The 22,278-nt window shown below is 53.6% G+C and carries 19 protein-coding genes and 1 riboswitch; of the genes, 17 read left to right on the forward strand and 2 right to left on the reverse strand.

The features are described 5' to 3' along the window. Window positions 1–21: 21 nt before the first annotated feature. Entirely contained in the window at window positions 22–702 is a 681-nt protein-coding gene (locus CJP46_RS10705) for a copper amine oxidase N-terminal domain-containing protein (protein WP_256992294.1), read from the forward strand. Between the two features lie 106 nt (window positions 703–808). Here CJP46_RS10705 and CJP46_RS10710 read toward each other — a convergent pair whose 3' ends face one another. Continuing rightward, window positions 809–1,603 carry an SDR family NAD(P)-dependent oxidoreductase gene (locus CJP46_RS10710; RefSeq protein ID WP_094595588.1) on the reverse strand — a complete coding sequence of 265 codons (795 nt, stop codon included), beginning with the start codon at window positions 1,601–1,603 and terminating at the stop codon, window positions 809–811. Between the two features lie 157 nt (window positions 1,604–1,760). Here CJP46_RS10710 and CJP46_RS10715 point away from each other — a divergent pair, with 157 nt between their 5' ends. Next, window positions 1,761–2,594, forward strand: coding sequence for a helix-turn-helix transcriptional regulator (locus CJP46_RS10715; RefSeq protein WP_094595589.1), 834 nt, complete (start codon window positions 1,761–1,763; stop codon window positions 2,592–2,594). Window positions 2,595–2,765: 171 nt separating this feature from the next. Then, a complete protein-coding gene (locus CJP46_RS10720; protein WP_094596134.1) occupies window positions 2,766–3,773 on the forward strand; it encodes an HRDC domain-containing protein in 1,008 nt (335 codons plus the stop codon). Between the two features lie 124 nt (window positions 3,774–3,897). Here CJP46_RS10720 and corA read toward each other — a convergent pair whose 3' ends face one another. Then, the gene (gene corA / locus CJP46_RS10725; RefSeq protein ID WP_076170651.1) at window positions 3,898–4,833 is read right to left on the reverse strand and encodes a magnesium/cobalt transporter CorA; all 936 of its coding nucleotides are present in this window, start codon (window positions 4,831–4,833) and stop codon (window positions 3,898–3,900) included. Between the two features lie 460 nt (window positions 4,834–5,293). Continuing rightward, window positions 5,294–5,419: riboswitch (SAM riboswitch) on the forward strand. Between the two features lie 124 nt (window positions 5,420–5,543). On the opposite strand from corA, the gene metA reads away from it, so the two are divergent. From metA to CJP46_RS10795, 14 genes are all read left to right on the forward strand, one after another. After that, complete coding sequence (metA, locus tag CJP46_RS10730; protein ID WP_094595590.1) at window positions 5,544–6,479, forward strand: homoserine O-acetyltransferase MetA; 936 nt, start codon at window positions 5,544–5,546, stop codon at window positions 6,477–6,479. A 24-nt stretch (window positions 6,480–6,503) separates the two neighbouring features. After that, window positions 6,504–7,688 (forward strand): PLP-dependent transferase, encoded by a 1,185-nt coding sequence (locus CJP46_RS10735; RefSeq protein WP_094595591.1) that lies wholly within the window; start codon window positions 6,504–6,506, stop codon window positions 7,686–7,688. After that, window positions 7,685–8,866: a trans-sulfuration enzyme family protein gene (locus tag CJP46_RS10740; RefSeq protein WP_094595592.1), complete on the forward strand. Its 1,182-nt coding sequence runs from the start codon at window positions 7,685–7,687 to the stop codon at window positions 8,864–8,866. The genes CJP46_RS10735 and CJP46_RS10740 overlap by 4 nt, the downstream gene beginning before the upstream one ends. Before the next feature lie 179 nt (window positions 8,867–9,045). Further along, window positions 9,046–10,179, forward strand: coding sequence for a cyclic dehypoxanthinyl futalosine synthase (gene mqnC / locus CJP46_RS10745; protein ID WP_094595593.1), 1,134 nt, complete (start codon window positions 9,046–9,048; stop codon window positions 10,177–10,179). 290 nt (window positions 10,180–10,469) lie between these two features. Further along, window positions 10,470–11,369, forward strand: a complete 900-nt coding sequence (locus CJP46_RS10750; RefSeq protein ID WP_094595594.1) for a putative sporulation protein YtxC — start codon at window positions 10,470–10,472, stop codon at window positions 11,367–11,369. A 407-nt stretch (window positions 11,370–11,776) separates the two neighbouring features. Continuing rightward, the gene (gene thrS, locus CJP46_RS10755) at window positions 11,777–13,717 is read left to right on the forward strand and encodes a threonine--tRNA ligase (protein ID WP_094596135.1); all 1,941 of its coding nucleotides are present in this window, start codon (window positions 11,777–11,779) and stop codon (window positions 13,715–13,717) included. A gap of 395 nt (window positions 13,718–14,112) precedes the next feature. Further along, window positions 14,113–14,658: a 3D domain-containing protein gene (locus tag CJP46_RS37380; RefSeq protein WP_094596136.1), complete on the forward strand. Its 546-nt coding sequence runs from the start codon at window positions 14,113–14,115 to the stop codon at window positions 14,656–14,658. Window positions 14,659–14,872: 214 nt separating this feature from the next. After that, window positions 14,873–15,052: a hypothetical protein gene (locus CJP46_RS10765; protein ID WP_094595595.1), complete on the forward strand. Its 180-nt coding sequence runs from the start codon at window positions 14,873–14,875 to the stop codon at window positions 15,050–15,052. Window positions 15,053–15,323: 271 nt separating this feature from the next. Next, window positions 15,324–16,433, forward strand: coding sequence for a cell wall-active antibiotics response protein LiaF (gene liaF / locus CJP46_RS10770; protein WP_256992295.1), 1,110 nt, complete (start codon window positions 15,324–15,326; stop codon window positions 16,431–16,433). A gap of 4 nt (window positions 16,434–16,437) precedes the next feature. Continuing rightward, a complete protein-coding gene (locus CJP46_RS10775) occupies window positions 16,438–17,451 on the forward strand; it encodes a sensor histidine kinase (RefSeq protein ID WP_094595597.1) in 1,014 nt (337 codons plus the stop codon). Window positions 17,452–17,485: 34 nt separating this feature from the next. Continuing rightward, window positions 17,486–18,142: a response regulator gene (locus CJP46_RS10780; protein ID WP_094595598.1), complete on the forward strand. Its 657-nt coding sequence runs from the start codon at window positions 17,486–17,488 to the stop codon at window positions 18,140–18,142. Between the two features lie 135 nt (window positions 18,143–18,277). Beyond that, entirely contained in the window at window positions 18,278–19,936 is a 1,659-nt protein-coding gene (locus CJP46_RS10785) for a S1C family serine protease (RefSeq protein ID WP_094595599.1), read from the forward strand. Window positions 19,937–20,086: 150 nt separating this feature from the next. Beyond that, window positions 20,087–20,776, forward strand: coding sequence for a response regulator transcription factor (locus tag CJP46_RS10790; protein WP_076170639.1), 690 nt, complete (start codon window positions 20,087–20,089; stop codon window positions 20,774–20,776). 3 nt (window positions 20,777–20,779) lie between these two features. Then, the gene (locus tag CJP46_RS10795) at window positions 20,780–22,240 is read left to right on the forward strand and encodes a sensor histidine kinase (protein WP_094595600.1); all 1,461 of its coding nucleotides are present in this window, start codon (window positions 20,780–20,782) and stop codon (window positions 22,238–22,240) included. Window positions 22,241–22,278: the final 38 nt, after the last annotated feature.

Consider the following 22,278-nt stretch of genomic DNA (forward strand, 5'->3'; position numbering starts at 1 on the left):
AAAATCCATGAGTTGTGGGGAGTGGAACAGTTGAATAAGAAGTGGATGGTTACGACGCTGGCGGCGGCACTGCTGCTAACAGCCGGTTCCGGCGTTTATGCGGGAGCCAAACTCCAGGAAGTTAAGGCTTACTTGAACAGCAGCGTACAGATCAAATACAACGGGACGCCTGTTCAGCCAAGAGACGAAAAAGGAAATGCAGTACTGCCGATTACATATAACGGAACGACGTACCTTCCGGTTCGCGCGATTGCGGACGTGATGGGCGTGGCGGCATCTTATAATCCGCAAACCTACACGGTCGAACTCGGAGAAAAGGCGGAAGGCGTCGCCATCGCCAAAGGCTTCAGTGACATGTATTACACGAAGGATCCGGCTCTGACGACGTATCAGGGCAAAGATTACAAAGAAGCCTTCTTCGATAACGGCAGCGGCAAGCGCAGCAGCAGCTTGATGCTGTACCCGAAAGGAAAATATCAAAAACTCTACTTGCAGGTGGCTGCCGTTGGGGAAGACATCGATAACTTCTACATTAGCGACAGCGAAAAAGACGTCAAACTGAAAGTCGACAAGGTCGCCGTGAGCGAAGGATTGAAGACGATCGTCGTCGACATTTCCGGCGTTAATGAGTTGTTCGTCTATGCAGATGTGCTAAATAACGGGGCCATGTTTGTTCCATTAACTACATCCTACTACAAGTAAGTTTCATAAATAGGCGGATTCATCCCCAAAGTGGAAAAGGCGCCTCACCCGTGCATAGGTGAGACGCCTTTTTGCAGCCAAGCCGGTCAAGCCGATCTTAAGCGCTTTAGGCGCTTAAGCCCCCGTCAACCGGCAGAACCACCCCGGTGACGTAAGCCGCGCGGTCGCTTAAGAGCCATGCGGCGGCCTCCGCGATTTCGTCCGGCTCCGCCGCGCGGCGCAGCGGCGTCTGAGCATTCAGATGATCGATGACGCCAGGCTGCTGCGATTCCCAGTCCTGTATCATTTCGGTCATGGTCGTTCCCGGAGCGATCGCATTGATCCGGATGCCCTCCGGACCGCATTCGATCGCGGCCGTTTGCGTAAGGCTGTTGATCGCCCGTTTCGCTGCAGCGTAGAGGGAGAGGGTTGGGGTCCCCCGCAAGCTGCCGACGCTGCTGGTGTTAACGATCGCACCACGGCCTGATGTGCTGCGGATCGCCCGGATTTCGGCAATCATGGCCCGCCATATGGCTTTGTAGTTTACGTCCTGAATGAAGTCAAAACCTGGCTCTTCCGTCTCGGCGAGCGGTGTCGGGGGGATGGAAGCCCCGGCATTATTAAAGGCGATGTCGAGGCGGCCGTAACGGTCAAGCGTCGTCTGCACCGCGTGCTCGATGCTCCCGGCTTCCGCCAGGTTAGCGATGACGTAATCCGCTTGACCGCCGGCAGCACGGATTTCCTCGGTCAGTGCCGAAAGGCTGGACTCCGTTCTGGCGACCAGGGTTACCTGTGCTCCTTCCCGGGCGAACAGCCTTGCGGCTGCGGCGCCGATTCCGCGGCTGGCCCCTGTAATGATCGCCACTTTATCGTGGAGCAATCCCTGTCCGGTTTGAAGATGCTGAGAAGTATTCTGATTCATGTATGGTTGCCTCCTTTGAATGATCCAGAGCGGCTGCTTGGTGAAACAGCTCTGAAATTGACTCATGCTCTAAGGCTGAGTATACTTTGGGTGAAATGACGGGTGAAGAGGCGGCTTGAACATAGGTTTCGGAACACCACGATGAGGAGTGATCGATATGAACGACCGGGATCGCCGCGCAGCGCTCGGCCAGTTTTTACGGAGCAAAAGGGAGAGCCTGTCTCCGGAGGACTATGGGCTGTCCACCGGTTCGCAGCGGCGTACCCCTGGACTAAGGCGGGAGGAAGTGGCGCTCCTGGCTAATATGGGGACCTCGTGGTATATCTGGCTCGAGCAGGGCCGGGATGTGCACCCTTCCGGGCAAATTCTGGACAGCTTGTCCCAGGCTCTAAGGTTAAGCGCCAATGAACGCCGCCATCTGTTTCTTCTCGCCGGCGAGTCCCTGCCGCCGCTTGCCCTGCCGGAAGAAAAGGTGAGCCCGACTCTGCAGAGCGTGTTGGACGACCTGAATCCGGTCCCCGCCTATGTAATGGGCAGACGATGGGACTTCCTGGCCTGGAACGTGATGGCGGGCGACATCTTTGCGATGGATATCCCGGCTCCGCCGCATCATTACAACTTGGTGTGGCGGCTGTTTACGCTCCCTGTGGCCAGGCAGCGGTACCTCGATTGGGACCGGGTGGCCAGAAGCGTCATCTCGGAATTCCATACTGCGAGAGCCCGTTATATGGAGGACGAGGGTATGGATGCATTGATCCGGGACCTGAAGGAGGCAAGTCTCGATTTTTCCCGCCTCTGGCTTCAGCACGATCCTGCGGAAAAAATGGAAGGGCATAAAGAAATCGAGCATCCGGTCATGGGACACCTGGAATTTGAGCATATTACGCTGCAGGCGCCCGAAGACCCGGACATGAAGGTCATGATCTACAGCCCTTCGCCGGAAACCCGAGTAAAGCTGCAGAAGTATCATTCCGCGCTGATTCAGAGCTGAAACGGTTTATTCAAAGATTTGGCGAAAATACCATTGACCATTTTACATAATATGGTATGATCATCTATAACAGCACATCTGCACGAATGGGGAAGCACCTCTCTTATTTATAAGAGGGGTGCTTTTTTGCGTTGTGCTGATTACCCAATGGGGATGGAGGAATTGGTGAACATGCAGATCGTTTTTATGAACCGGCTTGTGAAGGATGGCGGAAGTGAGGCAGAGCAGCTCGCCCAGGTATGGATCGGCGAAGAGGAGGGGACCTGGCATCTCGGATGGAGGGATCTGGAGATGGACGGGGAAGCCATAGATTCCCCTTGGTATGAAGGAGGATCGTGGAACGAGATGCTGTACATCTACAGGCACGGCCTGGCCGTCAAGCTCGGCGAAGGCTTTCGTCCGCTAATCGACGGCACGTTCCATGAGGAAGAGGAGCTGAAGGGACGCAGCCATGCCGTGCAGAAGCTGTACTGCTACAGCGAACTGCACAACAACGAGGAGCTGTACGCCGAGCTGACCGTCTGGCGGAGAAGGAAGGCGGCCAGCGAACGCAAAGCCCCTTATTTTATCGCCAGCAATCGGGTGCTCCGGCTGATCAGCGCGTTTGTGCCGCAGAGCATCGAAGAGCTGCTGCAGCTTCCGGGTGTCGGGGAGAGCAAGGCGTCGGAGTACGGGGCCGATCTGATCGAAATTGCGGGAACGGTGGAGCGCAGCCACGATTTTCCGCTGGATTGGGTGAACGACGCCCTGGACGAGCAGTCGTATTTATCGTGGACCTACAAGCAGAAGGAGCATAAGTACAAGCAGGACCTCGATAAATACCGGACCCGGCGCGCCATGCTGAAAGGAATTTATGAGGGGATGAACCTGCAGCAGCTGGAACAGGAATGCAGCCTGCCGCGCAGAGATTTGGTGGAGGCGCTGGAGCAGCTGGAGAAGGAAGGGTATGACACGGACCGGCTGATCGAGAGCGAGCTGAAGGAGATGCCTCCGGAGGAGCAGGAGCGGGTGTGGGCTGCTTTGGAGGAAATGGGCGACGCCCTCCTGAAACCTGTGCTGCAGCAGGTATACGGCGAAGAAGCAGCTGGAGGAAGCGGGATGGAGCAGCGCTACGAGCGGATCCGGCTGATCCGCATCCGGTACCGCCGACAGCCCGGCAGCCGCAGAAGCGTGGGGTGAACGGGAGCTTTCCGGCCGGAGTTACGGACGGTAACTACGCAAAAAGGACGAAGGTTTTCACGGCATGCGGCCGTCTCCTTCGTCCTGTTTTCCAATTCATAATAATGGGGTTATGCGCTGACTTTCAAATCCAGTCCTTTTTCTTGAAAATGACGACCATGCCGAGACCAAGGACAAGCATGATGCCGAGGATCATGAAATAGCCGTATTTCCAGTGGATCTCCGGAATGTTATCGAAGTTCATGCCATAGATTCCAGTAATGATCGTCAAAGGCATGAAGATAACGGTCATTGCCGTAAACACCCTCATAATCTCGTTCGCGCGGTTGGCAATACTCGACTGGTACGCCTCGCGCAAGTTGCTCATCAGATCGCGGTACGTATCGAATGTTTCGGAAATTTTGACCGCATTTTCGTAAATGTCGCTGAAATATTTTTGCAGCTGATCGTCGATCAGCCGGAGGTCTTTTTTATTTAACGTATTGATGACGTCCTTTTGCGGACCTAGCACTTTCTTCAGCCACAGGATCTCGCTTCGCAGACCGATGATTTCGTTCAAATGGGACTTTTTCGTATGCATCAGAATGTCTTCTTCGAGCTTCTCGATTTTGGCTTCGATCCGGTCGCCGACCACGAAGTAGTTATCGACCACGAGGTCGATCAGCAGGTACAGAAAACGGTCAGGCCCGCTGACTTCCTGTTCCCACAGGATCGGTTTCAGCGTCCGCAGCTCGTTGATCTTCTGCTTCGTCACCGTAATGATGAAGTGTCTTCCGAGGAAAACGTTCAGCGCGCGCAGGAAAATTTCCTCGTCGTCAAACCGGATGCTGTTGACCACGATGAAATAGTGATTTTCGTAAATTTCGATCTTCGGGCGCTGCTCCTCTTCGCTGAGACAGTCTTCGACCGCCAGATCATGCAGCGAAAACAGCGGCTGCAGCTCCGCAAGGTCATCGACGTCGGCGTCGATCCAGTAAAATCCAGCCAAAGGCGGTGTCAGTACAGTTTGAAGGTCATCGATCGGAGTAAATACTCCTTCGTTCACCAACCGGATTTTCATATGATTTCACTCCTTTAATCCCTCCTTGCCTGAGCGGCAAAAAAAGGATTTGCTCAAGATGTTTGAGCATAGAAAAGAAATCAGCGCTGCCGGTCAGCGGAAATCGGGGGACTGCTGGAGAAACGTACGGGCATGAAAACGAAAACTTCCCTCTGCCGGCAAGCTGATCTCAGGTCTATGCGGTTGTGTTTTCCATGCATCCAGCTTCGGGCTCGGGTCGCCTTCCATCTTTCATGTCACCTCTGTCATATCGGGGTATGAAACACTTGTCTAGTATAACGCCGGGTTTTATTCCTTTCAAGAACAAAATGGCGGCCGGCAGGTCCTGATAACAGGGTATGGAAGCGAAAGGTGATCGGTGCACGAAATGCTGCCGAAAATGACAAATCCGCGTCTTGACGAAGGATGGGCTTATGATTTAAAGTAAGGAACAAGACAATGTAAAATTGAATACAGCGAAATCTTATCAAGAGCAGGTGGAGGGACTAGCCCGATGAAACCCGGCAACCGGCGGTATGTACGCACGGTGCTAATTCTTGCAGGAATATGACAGCGGCTTTTGGCGTTGTCTCCTGACAGATGAGAGAGGCGCGGTAATGAGCGTATAATGACCTTTCTCTTTTGTGTGGGAAAGGTCATTTTTGTATACTCGGCTTCTACTCAAGTTACTGATTTTCGCGGTCTTCAGATCAAAAGGAGAGATGATAACGATGCCGATCAAGATCCCCGACACCTTACCGGCGAAAGAAGTTCTTACCCGGGAAAATATTTTCGTCATGGACGATACCAAAGCGTATCAACAGGACATCCGTCCGCTGCGCATCGCAATTCTCAATCTGATGCCGACCAAGGAAACGACGGAAACCCAGCTTCTCCGCCTGCTTGGGAACTCGCCGCTGCAGGTTGACATTGTGCTGCTTCATCCGGGCTCCTATATTTCCAAGAACACGCCTGCGGAGCACCTCAAGTCGTTCTACAAAACGTTTGATGAAGTGAAGCACCGCCGATTTGACGGCATGATCATTACCGGTGCGCCTGTTGAAAAGATGGATTTTGAAGACGTGAACTACTGGGATGAGCTCCGCGAGATTATGGACTGGACCAAAACGAACGTCACCTCGACGATGCATATTTGTTGGGCCTCTCAGGCGGGATTGTTCCACCACTACGGCATTCCCAAATGGGACCTGAAGGAGAAATGCTTCGGCGTGTTCCCGCACCAGGTCATGAAGAGCAACGTGCAGCTTCTTCGCGGCTTCGACGATGTGTTCTATGTACCGCACTCCCGCCACACCGAGGTGCGACGCGAGGATATCGAGCATGTCCAGGAGCTGGAAATCCTCTCGGAATCGGAGGAAGCCGGCATCCACATGGTGGCAAGCAAAGACGGCAAGCAGATCTTTGTGGCGGGCCACTCCGAATACGATCCGGATTCGCTCAAGTGGGAGTATGAGCGCGATATCGCGAAAGGCATGGACATGGAAATTCCGGTCAACTACTACCCGAACGATGATCCGAACCGGGCCCCGCTCGCCATCTGGCGCTCGCATGCCAACTTATTATTCTCAAATTGGCTGAATTACTATGTATATCAGGAGACTCCTTATGATATCGGGGAGAGTCTTGAAGTCTGGCCGCAAATTTAGTCGACCCTACAGGAGGATATGCACATGGAAAAGGAACCTTGGAAAATTGAAAGCAGATTGGCCCAAATCGGCTCCGTCGAAGAACCCGTAACCGGAGCGGTAAACTTCCCGATTTATCAGGCAACGGCCTTCCGTCATCCGAAGCTTGGCCAAAGTACCGGTTTTGACTACGCCCGGACCGCCAGCCCAACCCGCAAGGTGCTCGAAGCCGCGGCAGCGAAGCTGGAATCCGGGGACGCCGGCTTTGCCTGCAGTTCGGGCATGGCTGCGCTTCAAACTATTTTCACCCTGTTCAGCCAGGGCGATCACTTGATCGTTTCGCTGGATCTGTACGGTGGTACATACCGCCTGCTGGAAAGAATCCTTTCCAAATACGGGGTTACGGCAACGTACGTCGATACCAACAATCTGGACGAGCTGGAACAGTCCAGACGCCCGAATACGAAGGCGGTATTTATCGAGACACCGACAAATCCGCTCATGATGATCACGGACATCGAGGCCGTCTCCAATTGGGCCCACCGCCACGGCTTACTGTCCATCGTGGACAATACGCTCCTGACGCCGTTCTTTCAGCGTCCGATCGAACTCGGCGCGGATATCGTCGTGCACAGTGCGACCAAATATTTGGGCGGACATAACGATGTCCTTGCAGGCCTCATCGTGACCAAAGGTAAAGAGCTGTCTGAGGAAATAGCGTTTCTGCACAATTCCATCGGTGCGGTGCTTGGGCCGACGGATTCCTATCAGCTCATGAAAGGAATGAAAACGCTGGCCCTGCGGATGGAGCGCCACGAAAGCAACGCCACGGCGATGGCCAAGTATCTTCAGACGCACCCGGCGGTCGCCGAAGTATTCTACCCAGCGCTTCCGGACCATCCGGGACATGACATCCAGAACCGGCAGTCCCGGGGCAATACGGGCATCTTCTCCTTTAAAGTGAAGGACGCCCGTTATGTGGAGCCTGTGCTTCGCCACATCCAGCTGATCGCTTTTGCGGAAAGCCTTGGGGGCGTTGAGTCGCTGATGACGTATCCGGCCGTACAGACGCATGCCGATATCCCGGAAGAAATCCGCAAAGCCGTCGGCGTCGACGACCGTCTGCTCCGTTTCTCGGTAGGCATCGAGCATATCGATGACCTGATTGCGGATTTGGGCGGCGCATTGGATGCCGCGATCAAGGAAGTGGAAGGGAGCAGCCAAGGATGAGTGATTTGGGCAAAGGACATCAGGACAAAGGCAAGCCGGATTTGAAATTCGCGACCAAGCTGCTCCATTTCGGCTCGGAAATCGACAGCGCGACAGGAGCTTCCAGCGTGCCGATCTATCAGGCGTCTACGTTTCATCATGCGGACATTTTCAATCCGCCGGTACATGATTACAGCCGTTCAGGCAATCCGACGCGCCAGGCGCTGGAGGACTATATTGCCTTGCTTGAAGGCGGGGTACGCGGATTCGCCTATTCTTCCGGCATGGCGGCCATTTCGAGCACGTTTATGCTTCTGTCGGCCGGAGATCATATGATCGTTACCGAGGACGTATACGGCGGAACCTACCGCCTGCTTACGAGCATTTTGAATCGGCACGGGATAGAGAGCACCTTCGTGGACATGACCGACCTGGATCAGGTGAAGGCTGCGCTGAAGCCGAACACTAAGGCCGTGTACATGGAAACCCCGTCGAACCCGACGCTGAAAATTACCGATATCGAAGCCGTCACGAAGTGGGCCAAGGAGCATGATTTGCTCACCATGGTGGATAACACGTTTATGACGCCGTATTACCAGCGCCCCATCGAAGTAGGCGTGGATATCGTGCTGCACAGCGCGACGAAGTTCCTTGGCGGACACAGCGACGTATTGGCCGGTCTGGCCGTCGCCCGTACCGAGGAAATCGGCCGCCAGCTAAAACAGCTGCAGAACGGCCTTGGGACGGTGCTTGGCGTGCAGGAGAGCTGGCTGCTGATGCGGGGCATGAAAACATTGCAGGCCCGCATGAAGCACAGCGAAGAGAGCGCGGCCGTGCTGGCCGCGTGGCTGAAAGGACGTCAAGACATTACGCAGGTCTTTTATCCGGGACTTATCGATCATCCCGGCAGAGAAATTCATGAGAAGCAGTCCACCGGCTACGGTGCCGTCGTTTCGTTTGACGTGGGCTCCGGCGAGCGGGCCAAGCAGGTGCTGAACCGCGCGCAAATCCCGCTCGTGGCCGTCAGCCTGGGCGCGGTGGAGAGTATCCTCTCCTATCCGGCGATGATGTCCCATGCGGCGATGCCGGCAGAGGTCCGGCTGGAGCGCGGCATTACCGACGGGCTGCTCCGGTTCTCCGTCGGGCTCGAGGACGTCGACGATCTGATCGCCGATCTGGATCAGGCGCTTCAAGGTTAAATATTAAAGTTCAGGCACCGCTGTGGCGGTGCCTTTCATTCGTTCAGCCCACGTCAGCTAAACTTCGGCTAACAGATTCTATGAATTTCGTTTTGCTTGGGCCCCAATTGTGTTAAGATGGAGTTGGTCATGTTTTAATTTATGTTACAAAATTCACATATGATAGGAGGCTGCCAAATATGAGTGCGGTTGACCGTATTCTGGATAAAGCACTACGGGGCGAACGCCTGAATTTGGAAGACAGCGTGACATTGTTCGAGAGCAACGAAGTGGAGAAAATGGGTCATGCTGCCGATATCATGATGAAGAGGGTACATCCCGATCCAATTACGACTTTCGTCATCGGACGGAACGTCAATTATACAAACGTGTGCGATACATACTGCACATTTTGCGCATTTTACCGTGTCCCTGGGCACAAAGAAGGGTATACCCTGCCGGATGAGGTGATTTTCCAGAAAATCAAGGAAACCGAGGACGTCGGCGGAACGGAAATTTTGATGCAGGGCGGAACGAACCCGTACCTGCCGTTCGATTACTATACGAACCTGCTGAAAGGCATTAAGCAGCGGTTCCCGAACATCACGATGCACTCCTTCTCCCCTGCGGAAATCCGCAAAATGGTGGAGGTATCGGGACTGTCGCTGGAGCAAGTCATGCGCGAGCTGAAAGCGGCGGGACTGGATTCCCTGCCTGGCGGCGGCGCCGAAATCCTCGACGACCGGATCCGCTCCAAAATCAGCCGGCATAAAGGAACTTGGCGCGACTGGATGGACGTCATGCAAATGGCGCACAAAATCGGCATGAACACGACGGCCACGATGGTTATCGGTTTCGGCGAATCGATGGAAGAGCGTGCGCTGCACATGCTGCGCATCCGCGACGCACAGGACGAATGCATTGCGAATGGCTACGACTCCAAAGGCTTCCTCGCTTTTATTCCGTTTACGTTCCAGCCCGACAACACGAGCCTGAAGCGGGAACGCGAAACGCCGGAAGCGTACTTGAAGTCCGTGGCGATCGGCCGCCTCGTGTTGGACAACGTACCGAATTTGCAGTCCTCCTGGGTAACGATGGGACCGGAAGTAGGCAAACTGTCGCTCAGCTACGGCTGCAACGACTTCGGCAGCACTATGATGGAAGAGAACGTTGTGTCCTCCGCCGGTGCGGTGCACAAGGTTAACATCAATTCCATCCTGCAGCTGATCCGCGAAGCAGGTAAAATCCCGGCTCAGCGGAACACGAGATACGAAACGCTTCGCGTCTTTGAAGAAGGCTCCCAAGTGGAACGCGACTTCGTGATGCAGAACTAATATTAAATATTTCTTGATCGAGCGAGCCGCTTCGTTTAGACGAAGCGGTTTTTTGTTTCGATCGATTTTGGATATGAATAGGGCTTCCTCCTTTGTTGTTCAAAGGGGGGGGCCTTTGGTTATTTCCCGGCAGTCGGCACCGTTTCTACACAACGGAAATGCCCGTTTACCAAGCATTTCATGTCGATTTTAACTGAGAAATGTTAGCCTGTTTTCCATCGATCCCTCCCGTATATCCCCCCGGCTAAAACATATACTTTGTAAGAAGGAAATTGAAAGGAGTGTTCTCCATGGAACTGTTCAGCATAGCAGCCCGAACCTTTAGTCCGCAGGAAGCGGAGGAATATAAGCGCATGGTTACGGAAGCGAACCAGGTTTTACATAACAAGTACAAATCACTCGCGATCAGCTGTACGGTCCATGAGGATATGATGCTGTGGAGCTGCCGGGAGGACGATCCGCGGTTCTTTAAAGAGCATCACTTGCAGCAGGTGTACGCCGCTGCCACCAAGACGGTGGCCCATTACATTTTGCAGGAAAAGGAGCAGCGGCTGATCCAGAAAATTCTGGCTGAGGATTTCGATTTTCCCGATCCCGAGGAAAGAGAGCAGATTTTGAAGCACTGCCGGATGAGCCTGGAAAAGAACTCCGAAGGGGGCGCATGGTCCCGCCGTTACGATATGCTCGTTCGCAGTATCAAGCAGTGCTTAAGCGAACGGCCGCTGTTTCATGTGGACGGATTTCTAACCTTTCGTGCCGCAGCTTATGTTAAAGAGCTTAAGGAAGTCGTGGAGTATGCGGTGGATGAGTTTTTGATGGATCGGCAGTATGAGGAGTTTGTCAGCATTCTGAAGTACTTTGTCTATTTCCAGCAGCCGCAGATGCCGATCGCTCATGTCATTCATAAGGGTGGCCAGGATTTGCTCGTGCTGGACGGCGATTTAAGGCCGTTGGAGTACCGGCATGATGAAGGTGTTGTGGTAGAGCGCCTGGACCAGCAAGACCTGCAAATGGAAGATACGGTCGTCACGACGCTGATTTCCGTGTCCCCTGCCAAAATCGTTATTCATACGCGCGAGCCCCATATGACGGTCGTCCGCACCCTGATGCAAATTTTCGACGAGCGGGTGGAAATTTGCAGATACTGCCCGGACTGCCACGCCTATTTCCGCGAAACGGGGAAGATATAGCTTGACTCGCCGCTGGACAGGGATTTATAATTACTCATAATTCGATAAAAGCGTCGACAGAGACATGGACCTGAAGAGACGGACGGTCAGAGAGAGGGAACTTGGCTGAAATTTCCTCACGAATACCGGCTTCGGTCTACCCCTCTACAGCTGCGGTTTGGAACATGTTTTCCCGGTTCATAATTAGGGCAGGGAAGCTCAGTATAAGCCGCCGGGTCATTCCGTTATCTGATGCTGAAGGACAGCATCTCATATTCACTGCATTAGGAAATATGGAGATCTGTCGAAGTTGGGTGGAACCACGGGTACAAACACTCGTCCCTTTTATAGGGATGGGTGTTTTTTTGCGTTCCATGTACTATTTTGAAAAGGCGGCTCTCCGCCGAATTGCCAAGGAGGAATACAACGTGTCAGTAAGCATCAAACTGCCAGACGGTTCGGTCCGTGAATATGCGGACGGAAGCACTATTGAAGACGTTGCCGCATCGATCAGCAGCGGCCTGAAGAAGAATGCGGCCGCAGGGAAATTGAACGGCATCGTGGTCGATTTGTCCACTCCGCTCGTGGAAGGAGCCGCGGTGGAAATCGTCACCCTCGATTCGCCGGAAGGCCTTGAAGTCATGCGCCACAGTACAGCGCACTTGACGGCTCAAGCGGTGAAGCGCCTGTTCGGGGCCAAAGAGGTCAAGCTCGGCGTAGGACCGGTCATCGAGGACGGATACTACTACGACATGGATTTGGAGCATCCGCTCAATCCGGAAGATCTGCAGAAGATCGAGAAAGAAATGGAGCGCATCGTAGGCGAGAACCTGCCGATCGTCCGCAAGGAAGTCAGCCGGCAGGAGGCGCTGGACATTTTCGGCGAGCTCGGGGATCCTTACAAGCTGGAACTGATCAACGCGCTGCCTGAGGACAGCGTCATCACCATCTACGAGCAGGGCGAATTCTTCGACCTGTGCCGCGGACCGCATCTGCCTTCCACCGGCAAGATTAAGGTATTCAAGCTGATGAGCGTGGCCGGTGCATACTGGCGCGGCGACAGCAAAAACAAGATGCTGCAGCGGGTCTACGGAACCGCCTTTGTGAAGAAAGCGCAGCTGGATGAGCATCTTCACTTCCTTGAGGAAGCCAAGAAGCGCGATCACCGCAAGCTCGGTAAAGAGCTCGAAATCTTCACCTTCTCCCAACTGGTGGGACAAGGCCTGCCGATGTGGCTGCCGAAAGGCGCCAAGCTGCGCCGCACCCTCGAGCGCTACATCGTTGACCTTGAAGAAAGCCTTGGGTACCAACACGTCTACACGCCGGTTCTCGGCAACGTAGAGCTGTACAAAACATCCGGCCACTGGGAGCATTACCAGGAGGACATGTTCCCTAAGATGGAGCTCGACAACGAAGAGCTTGTGCTCCGTCCGATGAACTGTCCGCATCATATGATGGTGTACAAGAGCGAAATGCACAGCTACCGTGATCTGCCGATCCGGATCGCCGAGCTCGGTATGCAGCATCGCTACGAAATGTCCGGCGCCCTCACCGGTCTGCACCGCGTGCGCGCGATGACGCTCAACGATTCCCATATTTTCTGCCGACCGGATCAGATCAAGGAAGAATTCCTGCGCGTCATTCAGCTGATCACCAAGGTGTATGAGGACTTCGGCATCCACGACTTCCGTTTCCGCCTGTCCTACCGGGATCCGGAGGATACCGAGAAGTACTTCCCGAACGACGACATGTGGGAAATGTCCCAGCGCATGCTGCGCGAGGTCGTGGAAGAGACGGGCATCCCGTTCTTCGAGGCCGAAGGCGAAGCCGCTTTCTACGGTCCGAAGCTCGACGTGCAGATCCGTACCGCCCTCGGCAAGGAAGAAACGCTGTCCACCGTACAGCTGGATTTCCTGCTGCCTGAGCGCTTCGAACTGGAATACGTCGGCGATGACGGGCAGAAGCACCGTCCTGTCGTCATCCACCGCGGTATTTTGGGCACGATGGAACGCTTTACGGCCTTCCTGCTGGAGAATTTCGCGGGCAACCTTCCGCTCTGGCTGTCGCCGGTGCAGGTCAAGGTCATCCCGGTCTCCATCGCATTCGAAGGCTATGCCAAGGAAGTGGCCGAGAAGCTGAAGCTTCAGGGCGTATCCGTGGAAGCAGACGTGCGCAACGAGAAACTCGGCTACAAAATCCGCGAAGGCCAGCTTGAGAAAGTTCCGTACATGTTCATCGTCGGCGACAATGAAATGAACGCGGGAACCGTGTCGATCCGCAAACGCGGCGAAGGCGACATCGGGGCCAAAACCGTGGACGAGGCGAGCTCGCTGCTCCGTGAACAAATCGCGAAGCGCGAAATTTTCTAAGACCGATTCATCGTGAAACGATAAAATAATAAGCTTGCACAATCCTCTGCAAAGTGAGACGACTTCACTTTTACATGTATAAACGCCGAAACATATGGACATCCTCGCAAGTAAAGGGGGAGGATTTCAATATGAACAAGGTGAAAACATGGCAGAGGATTTTGTGTTGTATGTTTCTGTTTGGCATGCTTGCAGGAGCGCCCAAGATGTATGCGGCATCCTTCTCGCTGCTTGCGAATGATGGGGATATGGGGAATGAAAATGCGAAGAATCCGATGCTGGCAGCCAATGATTATTATCAAAAGCCATTAAAATATGCAATGCAGCCGGAAATGTTCCAGGTGGTTGATTTGAAAAAGCGGGCGGCGGAGAACGTATTTAAGCAAAATGAGTTTATGCCTAAATATACGGCCAAAGCGGCTGTTCCTGCCATTGGCAAAGCCGAAGTCAAGCCGCTGCAGGAGGCGGGTGCCGTGAAGGAGCCGTCGATGCCGGTGCTGATGCCGCGCCAGGAGCAGGTCATTCGTACCGTCAAAGTTACGGCGACCGGATATACCGCGGGTTATGAATCCACGGGCAAACATCCAAGCCATCCGTCGTACGGTATTACGTATTCCGGCGTGAAGGTGCGCAGGGACAAAAACACGATTTCGACGATCGCGGCCGATCCGAAATTGTTCCCGCTCGGCACTATTCTGTATGTGCCTGGCTACGGTTATGGCGTCGTTGCCGATACCGGGTCTGCTATCAAAGGCCGCAAGATCGACCTGTATTTCTCCACGACCAAGCAGGTGTATAAGGAGTGGGGGAAAAAAGAAGTCGACGTGTTTGTGATTAAGCGGGGTAACGGCAAGTGCAGCGAAGAAATGCTGAAGACGCTGGGAAAAGCGATCCAGACTTATAAAACCGTTCCTGCTTCGCTGCTGGATGAAGCGGTATAGCGATATCATTATAATAACGTAAGCCTTGGTGCCCGAAATGGCCCCGGGCTTTTTTTGTATTCTGGAGGTCCTTCAGGTATCGTTTTCCATGCTTTAATTTTGCTGCAGAGCTGTATAAATTCCAGGGGTCTTCACATACTACACAAGGGCAAAGCGGTTGGAGAGATCCCAGCAGATTTGCCTGACAGACAAGCCTATAGGGAGGTGAACCTACATGGTGCAAAAGAAACAAAGCAGCAACTTTAAAACGCCAAACCAAAAGTTTGACGAGGAGTTTGCCGAAATCGGAAACGAAAGCGCAACTTCCACGCAAAAGCAAAAAACACAAAGCAGCAACTTCAAAACACCTAACCAAAAGTTTGACGAAGAATTCAAACAAAACGATCAACAATAATCATTCTTTCGTCAATTTTACTAAAGCACCCGCTGAGAAGCGGGTGTTTTAATTTATATAAGAAAGCATTTCGTTGCCTGTCTTCTAGAAATACATCGATGGACATTTCCTATGTGGAATAAATTGGAATATACCTCGGTCCAGGGACCGAGAACAGGATCATTCCGCCGCCGCTGTCGGCCAGGCCGCCTTTATTGTACACTGATATCAGATTCGCAAGCGATGCGAACTTGATGGGTATATGAACAATGGAGTTAAAGGAGATATGGTTATGCAAAAAAAATGGGTGGACCGCCTTTTTGGAGGCCTGGTGCTGATCGCCATCGGAGTTGTGTTCTTGTTGAACCAGCTCGGCTATATCGATGTCAGCTTCTGGGGGCTCATCGGAGACTACTGGCCAGTGATTCTGGTTGTCTTGGGGCTCAAAGAGCTGGCGAAGGGCCGGCGCTCGTTCTTTGGCGGAGCTATCATGCTCCTGATCGGGGCCTATTTCCTCGGCCGCAATCTGGGATGGCTCTGGATTTCGCCGGGCAATCTGTTTAAAATCATCATCCCTGCGCTGCTGATTATCGGCGGGTTGTACGTCATTTTCAAACCGAATGACCGGACCCCTCCGCCAGCCGGCAAACGCCGTCCCGAGGAGCCTGTGTTTACGCCGGAACCGCCGGTGCCGCCGGAGCCAGTGGAGCTTGACAGCTCGTCCCTCGACCGGCAGTTCGAGGAAAAATTCGGTATTCCGTACAGCAATGAGAAGGGACAGCAGGGCGTTCCGCCGAAATCCTCATATCATGAGGACATCGATATGGACGATTTTGATCCGGACGACGAGGACGACGATATGGACCGGATGAAAAAGCACTACAAGAACAAGTACAAACGCCACTACAGAAAATACTACAAGCACTACGCCAGAGAGGAAGCCCGCCGGGGCGGACCGTTCCGCGAACCGGAAGATCACGATTGGCACCATCACGGGCCTTTCGCCGAATCCGACCATGACGGGAAAATCAACAAGTCCTCTTTTATCGGGGACATTTACCTCGGACGCGATTCTTTCCAGCTGAAGCCGACCAACTTGTCCCAATTTATTGGAGACACGGTTCTGGATCTGACCCGCGCGCATATTCCTTACGGGGAGACCAAGATCAACATATCCGCTTTTATCGGCGATATCAAAGTGTACATTCCGGATGATACCGACCTGGGCGTCACGGTGAACTCGAACTCTTTTATCGGGGATATGTCGGTACTGAACGAGTCGCGGAGCGGATTTGCGGGGAACGTTTCGACGCGTACGCCGTATTACAAGGAAGCGCGCAAAAAGATCAAAATCAACGTCAGCGCGTTTATCGGTGATATTAAAGTAAGCAAAGTAGGTTGAGCGGATGAAAAGTATCATGAAAAATACCAAATGGATGCTGTTGTTTTACTTCCTGCTGACCGGCCTTCTGATGACGGCGATCTTCTACATCGGCAGCGACAGCGGATATCTAGTTATCAAAGGAACCTGGGTATGGATTTATTCCTGCCTGGGGTTTCTGCTGTTGTCGATCATCATCGGATACATGGCCGGACAGCGGATCCAGAGGCGGATCGATGTGCTGGAGTTTAACATGCTTCAGGTTTCCAAGGGGAATCTGTCGGTGCGAATCGGGGAAACCGATGACCCGACGTTTGCCCGGCTGTACCATGAATTCAACAACGTGATGGACTCCATAGAAAAGAAAATGGAGCTGCTGCAGCGGATGGGCGAGCAGGAAGTCATCGAAAAGGAAAAGGCTGCGGAATCGGCTGTCATCGAGGAGCGCCGGCGGATGGCCCGGGATCTGCACGATACCGTCAGTCAGCAGCTGTTTGCTATTCATATGTCGGCATCTTCGCTGCCGAGGGTGCTTGAACGGAATGAGGAGCAGGGCAAAGTGGTCATGGAGCAGCTCATTACGATGTCCCAAATGGCCCAGAAGCAGATGCGCGCGCTGATCGCGCAGCTCCGTCCCGTTGAGCTGGAAGGCAAGAGCTTGGCCGAAGCGCTGGAAATGTGGTTTCCGGACTACTGCCGCCAGAACAGCCTCAAAGGCATGAAGGAGGTCGAGCTGAAGGGAAGCCTGTCGGAAGCGATCGAGCATCAGCTGTTTCTGATTATTCAGGAAGCGGTGGCGAACATCGTGAAGCATGCCCATGCGAGACTGGTCAGCATGTCGCTTCGTGAGGAGAGCCGGCAGGTGGTGCTCAGCATCAGCGACGACGGCCAAGGCTTTGACAGTATTCCGCATAGACCGGGATCCTACGGACTGTCCACCATGCGGGAGCGGGCCGAAAAGCTGGGTGGTCAGGTTGAAATTATGAGCCGCCAGGGCTCGGGTACGACCATCCGGGTACATATACCTAAGTTTACTTAGAACGGATTATCAATACAGGCAGGGGGAAATGGAAATGGCAGAGAGCGTGAGGGTGGTCATCGTCGATGATCACGATATGGTAAGAATGGGACTGAAAACATACCTGATGCTGGAGCCTTCCTTTGAAGTGATCGGGGAAGCGGGCAACGGTAAAGAACTGCTGGACTGGCTGGACCAGCGGCCGCAGGAGGAGCATCCCGATCTCGTGCTGATGGATCTGATGATGCCGGTGATGAACGGCGCAGAAACGACGCGGGCCGTTCTTGCGAAATACCCTTCGATCAAGATCGTCATTTTGACGAGCTTCCTCGAAGACGATCTGGTGGTGGACGCGGTGGAGGCTGGAGCCGTCAGCTATGTGCTGAAGACCGTATCAGCCGACGAACTGATCTATGCGCTGCAAGGGGCGAACCGGGGCATGCCGGTCATGACGGGCGATGTTTCCCAGGCCCTGACGAGAGGCATCCGCCAGCGGACCGTCCAGGGAGATTCCACCGGGATGACCGAACGCGAGAAGGAAGTGCTGCTGCTCGTCGCCGAAGGCAAAAGCAACAAGGATATCGCCGAGGAACTGCATATCAGCATCAAAACGGTCAAGACCCATGTGAGCAATCTGCTGATGAAATGCGAGCTGGAGGACCGAACGCAGCTGGCCATCTACGCCCACCGCAAAGGGTGGGTGCAGCCATAGCCATTCACGCCATGTTTTATCTGCTTTTTAATTGTTTTTAATCTGTCATTAAGGTTTATAGTACATGATATAAACAGTTAAACAATATCCCTAACGGAACGCTATAAATCAGGGAAAGCAGGAGGCATGAATCACATGGACGAAAGAAACAGATTTGGCCAGCCGGAAGATTCGTTTGATCAGGAGCCAACAAAGCGTGAACAGCCATCTTCCGATTCGAATAATTCATCTTATTACTATTCCTATGGGCCGTTTAAGTCCCTTGGAAAAGACAACAATACAGAGCATCAAGGCAGCGAGTCCTCCGATAGGCCGCAAGCGGATGAAGTGGAGATCACTCCTCCGAATCCGGTCAGACAGCTTCCTGTAACTTCAAGCCAGTACCACAGCTCCGGAGACTCCGACAGCACTGGACGGAGCGGAGGTTCAGGTGGCGGAGGCGGCAACAACGGCGGTAACTGGCAGTTTAACCAGCGTCCGAAGACGTCGGTGAAAACGGTGCTGATTTCCTTCCTTGCCGGCATGGTTGTCATCACCGGGTTGATGTTTACGGCGGACCGTATGAATCTCTTTACCCCTAACACGTCGCTCACGTCCGAACAGCCTTCCACGACGGTATCGGCTGCAGCCGACAACAGCGACACGACCGGCAAGGCCAATACGACATCGCTTCCGCTCTCGAAGCCGACGGATGTATCCGGGGTGGTACAAGAAGCGGGACCGGCCGTCGTTAAAATCGAAACGCTCGTTAAACAGAGCAGCCGGAGCAATTCCCAAAGCAATCCGTACCTGAACGATCCGTTCTCCTACTTCTTCGGAGACCAGTTCGGCGGCGATTCGGGTTATGGCGGATCGGGATCGGATTCCCAATCCCAAGGCTCGGGTTCGGGTTCGAATTCTTCGCAGCTCGTTCCTTACGGCATCGGATCCGGCTTCATCTACAATAAGGAAGGTTATATCCTGACCAATGAGCACGTCATCGAGAATGCCGACGTCATTCAGGTAACGATCGAGAACGACGAAAAGACCTACGAAGCGAAGCTTCTGGGCAGCAGCAAGGATCTTGACCTTGCCGTTCTAAAAATCGAAGGCAACAACAACTTCCCGACGGTACCACTGGGCGATTCTTCGAGCCTGAAAGTCGGCGAGCCGGTCGTAGCGATCGGTAACCCGCAGGGCTTTGACCATACGGTAACGACAGGCGTACTGAGCGCCCGCGAACGTTCCATCGATATCAGCGAGGAATCCGGTAACGGCACCCGCAAATATCAGCATCTGCTGCAAACCGACGCATCGATCAATCCGGGTAACTCCGGCGGACCGCTGCTCAACCTGAGCGGCCAAGTGATCGGCATGAACGTGGCCGTCAGCGCCGATTCGCAAGGCATCGGCTTCGCGATTCCGACAAGTACGATCAAGAATGTCGTCGACAAGCTGGAGAAGAACCAGGAAATTCCGAAGGATCCGGTTCCGTTTATCGGAGCATCTCTGATGACGATGACCGAAGAAGTGGCGAAACAAATGGACTCCGATGTTAAAGAGGGCTCCGTCGTCGCCGAGGTCGTCTACAAATCCCCGGCTTACGAAGCGGACCTTCGCCCTTACGACATTATTACCGGCGTGAACGGTACGGCTTATAAAACCAATTCCGATCTGACTGCATTTATCCAGAAACAAAAGGTCGGCTCGAAAGTGACGCTGAACATCGTCCGCAACAACAAGAAGATGGATCTGCAGGTCACCATCGGCGACAAAAATAAATTCACGGACACCAGCTCGGTCAGCGGCCAGTAATCCATACGCTTAGAGATGACAGCGGAAGGGAACTCCCTTCCGCTGTTGTCGTACATTGGCGATGGTGCAAAGGAAAATGTTCACTGCTACAATAAGAAGCAGAGGCTTGTGCCATGATACAAGATAAAGAGATAAAGGAGTAGTCTGTGAATGCGATCGAAAATTTTGATTATTGACGATGATGAAAAAATCATTTCCATGCTGCGCCGGGGGCTGGCATTTGAGGGGTACGACGTTATTACCGCTAACAATGGGGCGGAGGGACTGAAGGTCATTCTGAACGGGGAGCCCGATATCGTCGTGCTGGACGTTATGATGCCGCAGGTGGACGGATTCGAAGTGTGCCGCAGGCTTCGGGAAGGCGGCAGCCAGGTGCCGATCCTGATGCTTACCGCCAAGGATGAAATCGAACACCGGGTCAAAGGGCTTGATCTTGGCGCGGACGATTATCTCGTCAAGCCGTTTGCGCTGGAAGAGCTGCTGGCCAGGGTGCGCGCGCTGCTGCGCCGGAAGCCGGGGCAGGAAGAGGCCGGCGATCACCGGTTGACCTATGAGGATATCGTGCTGGACGTCGACTCCCGGGAAGTGCTGCGCGGCGGCAAGCGCCTGGAGCTAACGGCTAAAGAATTTGAGCTTCTTCATTTGTTTATGCAAAATCCGAAACGGGTGCTGTCCCGCGACTTAATTATGGATAAAATCTGGGGTTATGATTACAGCGGTGAGTCCAACGTGCTGGAAGTGTACATTGCGATGCTCCGTCAGAAGACGGAAGAACACGGAGGGAAGCGTGTTATTCAAACGATCCGCGGCGCAGGTTACATCCTGAGAGGGGATTCATAAGAAATGTCCATAAGATTGCGCTTGACCGCCTGGTACACTGCCATCCTGGCCGTAACGCTGATCGTGTTCGGTTCGGCGGTGTACGGTGTCGTCCATTTTAATACGTATAATTCCGTGAGGGACCGACTGGCTCAGCAATATAATAAAATCAAGCCGACCGTGGTTTTGAACTGGAATGACCGCAGCGGTAATTATTTGAGTTTTTCGGCGCCTTCCGATTTGGCCTCGCAGACCTTCGTGCAGATGATTGATTACGTAAATAATAAGTTATCCGTGTCCGAAAACCTGGGGGCATTAAAGATTAAATTCCCTTATCCTGACTACGACCAATCGGTAAAACAGCAGGGTTTTAAATCTGTGTATATCCAGGGAAATCCTTTTTATCTATACCAGGGCACCATTACGGAAAGCAATACCGGCCAGGTGGTTGCATTGCTCCAAGTAGCCATTTATACGGGACATGAAGTAGAACTGCTTACCCTGCTACGGAATATTCTGGTCATCAGCGCAACGATCATGATCATTGTGGCCTCCTCGCTTGGCCTGTTCCTTGCCCGCAAATCGATGAGCCCCATCGGCAACGTCATCGAAGCGGCGAGCCAAATCCAAAACGGCCAGGATCTCAGCGTCCGCATCGATTACGATGGGCCACAGGATGAAGTCGGGCAGTTGATCGACACGGTCAACAGTATGCTGGGGCGCATGGAGGGCTTTTATAAAAATCTCGAGGAATCTTACGCGACGCAGCGCCGGTTCGTATCCGATGCTTCGCATGAGCTGCGGACACCGCTGACGACGATCCGCGGCAACGTGGACCTTCTGGAGAAGATGTGGTCAGACGAGGAAGGAGACCGTCCGAAGCTGGACGAAGCGGCGCTCAAGCAGATGACCCGGGAGGCCATCAGCGACATTGCCGACGAATCCAAACGGATGAGCCGGCTCGTCGGCGACATGCTCTCACTGGCACGGGCCGACACGGGGCGGACTTTTGACAAGCAGCCGATTCCGCTCGAAATCCTCGTAGAGGAAGTAGCCAGAAGGGCCCAATTCCTGCCGCGGCAGGCCGATTGGATTACCGGTGACTTTTCGATCCTGAACGGTGTATATGTCAACGGCAATAAGGACTATATGCAGCAAATGCTGTTCATTTTTATTGAAAACGCATTTAAGTATACGCCGGAAGGCGAAGTGACGTTTGACGCATTGCTGTATGAGGATCAGGTGGGCATCCGAATTGCCGATACAGGCATCGGCATGGATAAGGACGAGGTGCCGTATATCTTTGACCGGTTTTACCGGGCGGATCAGTCCCGCGGCATGACCGAGGGCATCGGGCTGGGCTTGTCCATCGCCAAATGGATTATCGAGGAGTTGAACGGCTCGGTCGAGGTCGTCACTCGCCAGGGAGAAGGCACCACCTTCATTATCTGGCTGCCGGTCGTCTTTCCCGTCCCTTTGGAATAGGGTATAATGGTTAGGTTAAGGCATGCCAGAGAAAGCAG

It is taken from the genome of Paenibacillus sp. XY044, from assembly GCF_002257645.1.
Classification (GTDB): domain Bacteria; phylum Bacillota; class Bacilli; order Paenibacillales; family Paenibacillaceae; genus Paenibacillus_AQ.

Excerpts from the sequence above, each read along its gene's own strand:
- CJP46_RS10710 (WP_094595588.1), bottom strand. The coding sequence starts at position 1,603 with ATGAATCAGAATACTTCTCAGCATCTTCAAACCGGACAGGGATTGCTC.
- CJP46_RS10715 (WP_094595589.1), top strand. The coding sequence starts at position 1,761 with ATGAACGACCGGGATCGCCGCGCAGCGCTCGGCCAGTTTTTACGGAGC.
- CJP46_RS10720 (WP_094596134.1), top strand. The coding sequence starts at position 2,766 with ATGCAGATCGTTTTTATGAACCGGCTTGTGAAGGATGGCGGAAGTGAG.
- corA (WP_076170651.1), bottom strand. The coding sequence starts at position 4,833 with ATGAAAATCCGGTTGGTGAACGAAGGAGTATTTACTCCGATCGATGAC.
- metA (WP_094595590.1), top strand. The coding sequence starts at position 5,544 with ATGCCGATCAAGATCCCCGACACCTTACCGGCGAAAGAAGTTCTTACC.
- CJP46_RS10735 (WP_094595591.1), top strand. The coding sequence starts at position 6,504 with ATGGAAAAGGAACCTTGGAAAATTGAAAGCAGATTGGCCCAAATCGGC.
- CJP46_RS10740 (WP_094595592.1), top strand. The coding sequence starts at position 7,685 with ATGAGTGATTTGGGCAAAGGACATCAGGACAAAGGCAAGCCGGATTTG.
- mqnC (WP_094595593.1), top strand. The coding sequence starts at position 9,046 with ATGAGTGCGGTTGACCGTATTCTGGATAAAGCACTACGGGGCGAACGC.
- CJP46_RS10750 (WP_094595594.1), top strand. The coding sequence starts at position 10,470 with ATGGAACTGTTCAGCATAGCAGCCCGAACCTTTAGTCCGCAGGAAGCG.
- CJP46_RS37380 (WP_094596136.1), top strand. The coding sequence starts at position 14,113 with ATGCCTAAATATACGGCCAAAGCGGCTGTTCCTGCCATTGGCAAAGCC.
- CJP46_RS10765 (WP_094595595.1), top strand. The coding sequence starts at position 14,873 with ATGGTGCAAAAGAAACAAAGCAGCAACTTTAAAACGCCAAACCAAAAG.
- liaF (WP_256992295.1), top strand. The coding sequence starts at position 15,324 with ATGCAAAAAAAATGGGTGGACCGCCTTTTTGGAGGCCTGGTGCTGATC.
- CJP46_RS10775 (WP_094595597.1), top strand. The coding sequence starts at position 16,438 with ATGAAAAGTATCATGAAAAATACCAAATGGATGCTGTTGTTTTACTTC.
- CJP46_RS10780 (WP_094595598.1), top strand. The coding sequence starts at position 17,486 with ATGGCAGAGAGCGTGAGGGTGGTCATCGTCGATGATCACGATATGGTA.
- CJP46_RS10785 (WP_094595599.1), top strand. The coding sequence starts at position 18,278 with ATGGACGAAAGAAACAGATTTGGCCAGCCGGAAGATTCGTTTGATCAG.
- CJP46_RS10790 (WP_076170639.1), top strand. The coding sequence starts at position 20,087 with ATGCGATCGAAAATTTTGATTATTGACGATGATGAAAAAATCATTTCC.
- CJP46_RS10795 (WP_094595600.1), top strand. The coding sequence starts at position 20,780 with ATGTCCATAAGATTGCGCTTGACCGCCTGGTACACTGCCATCCTGGCC.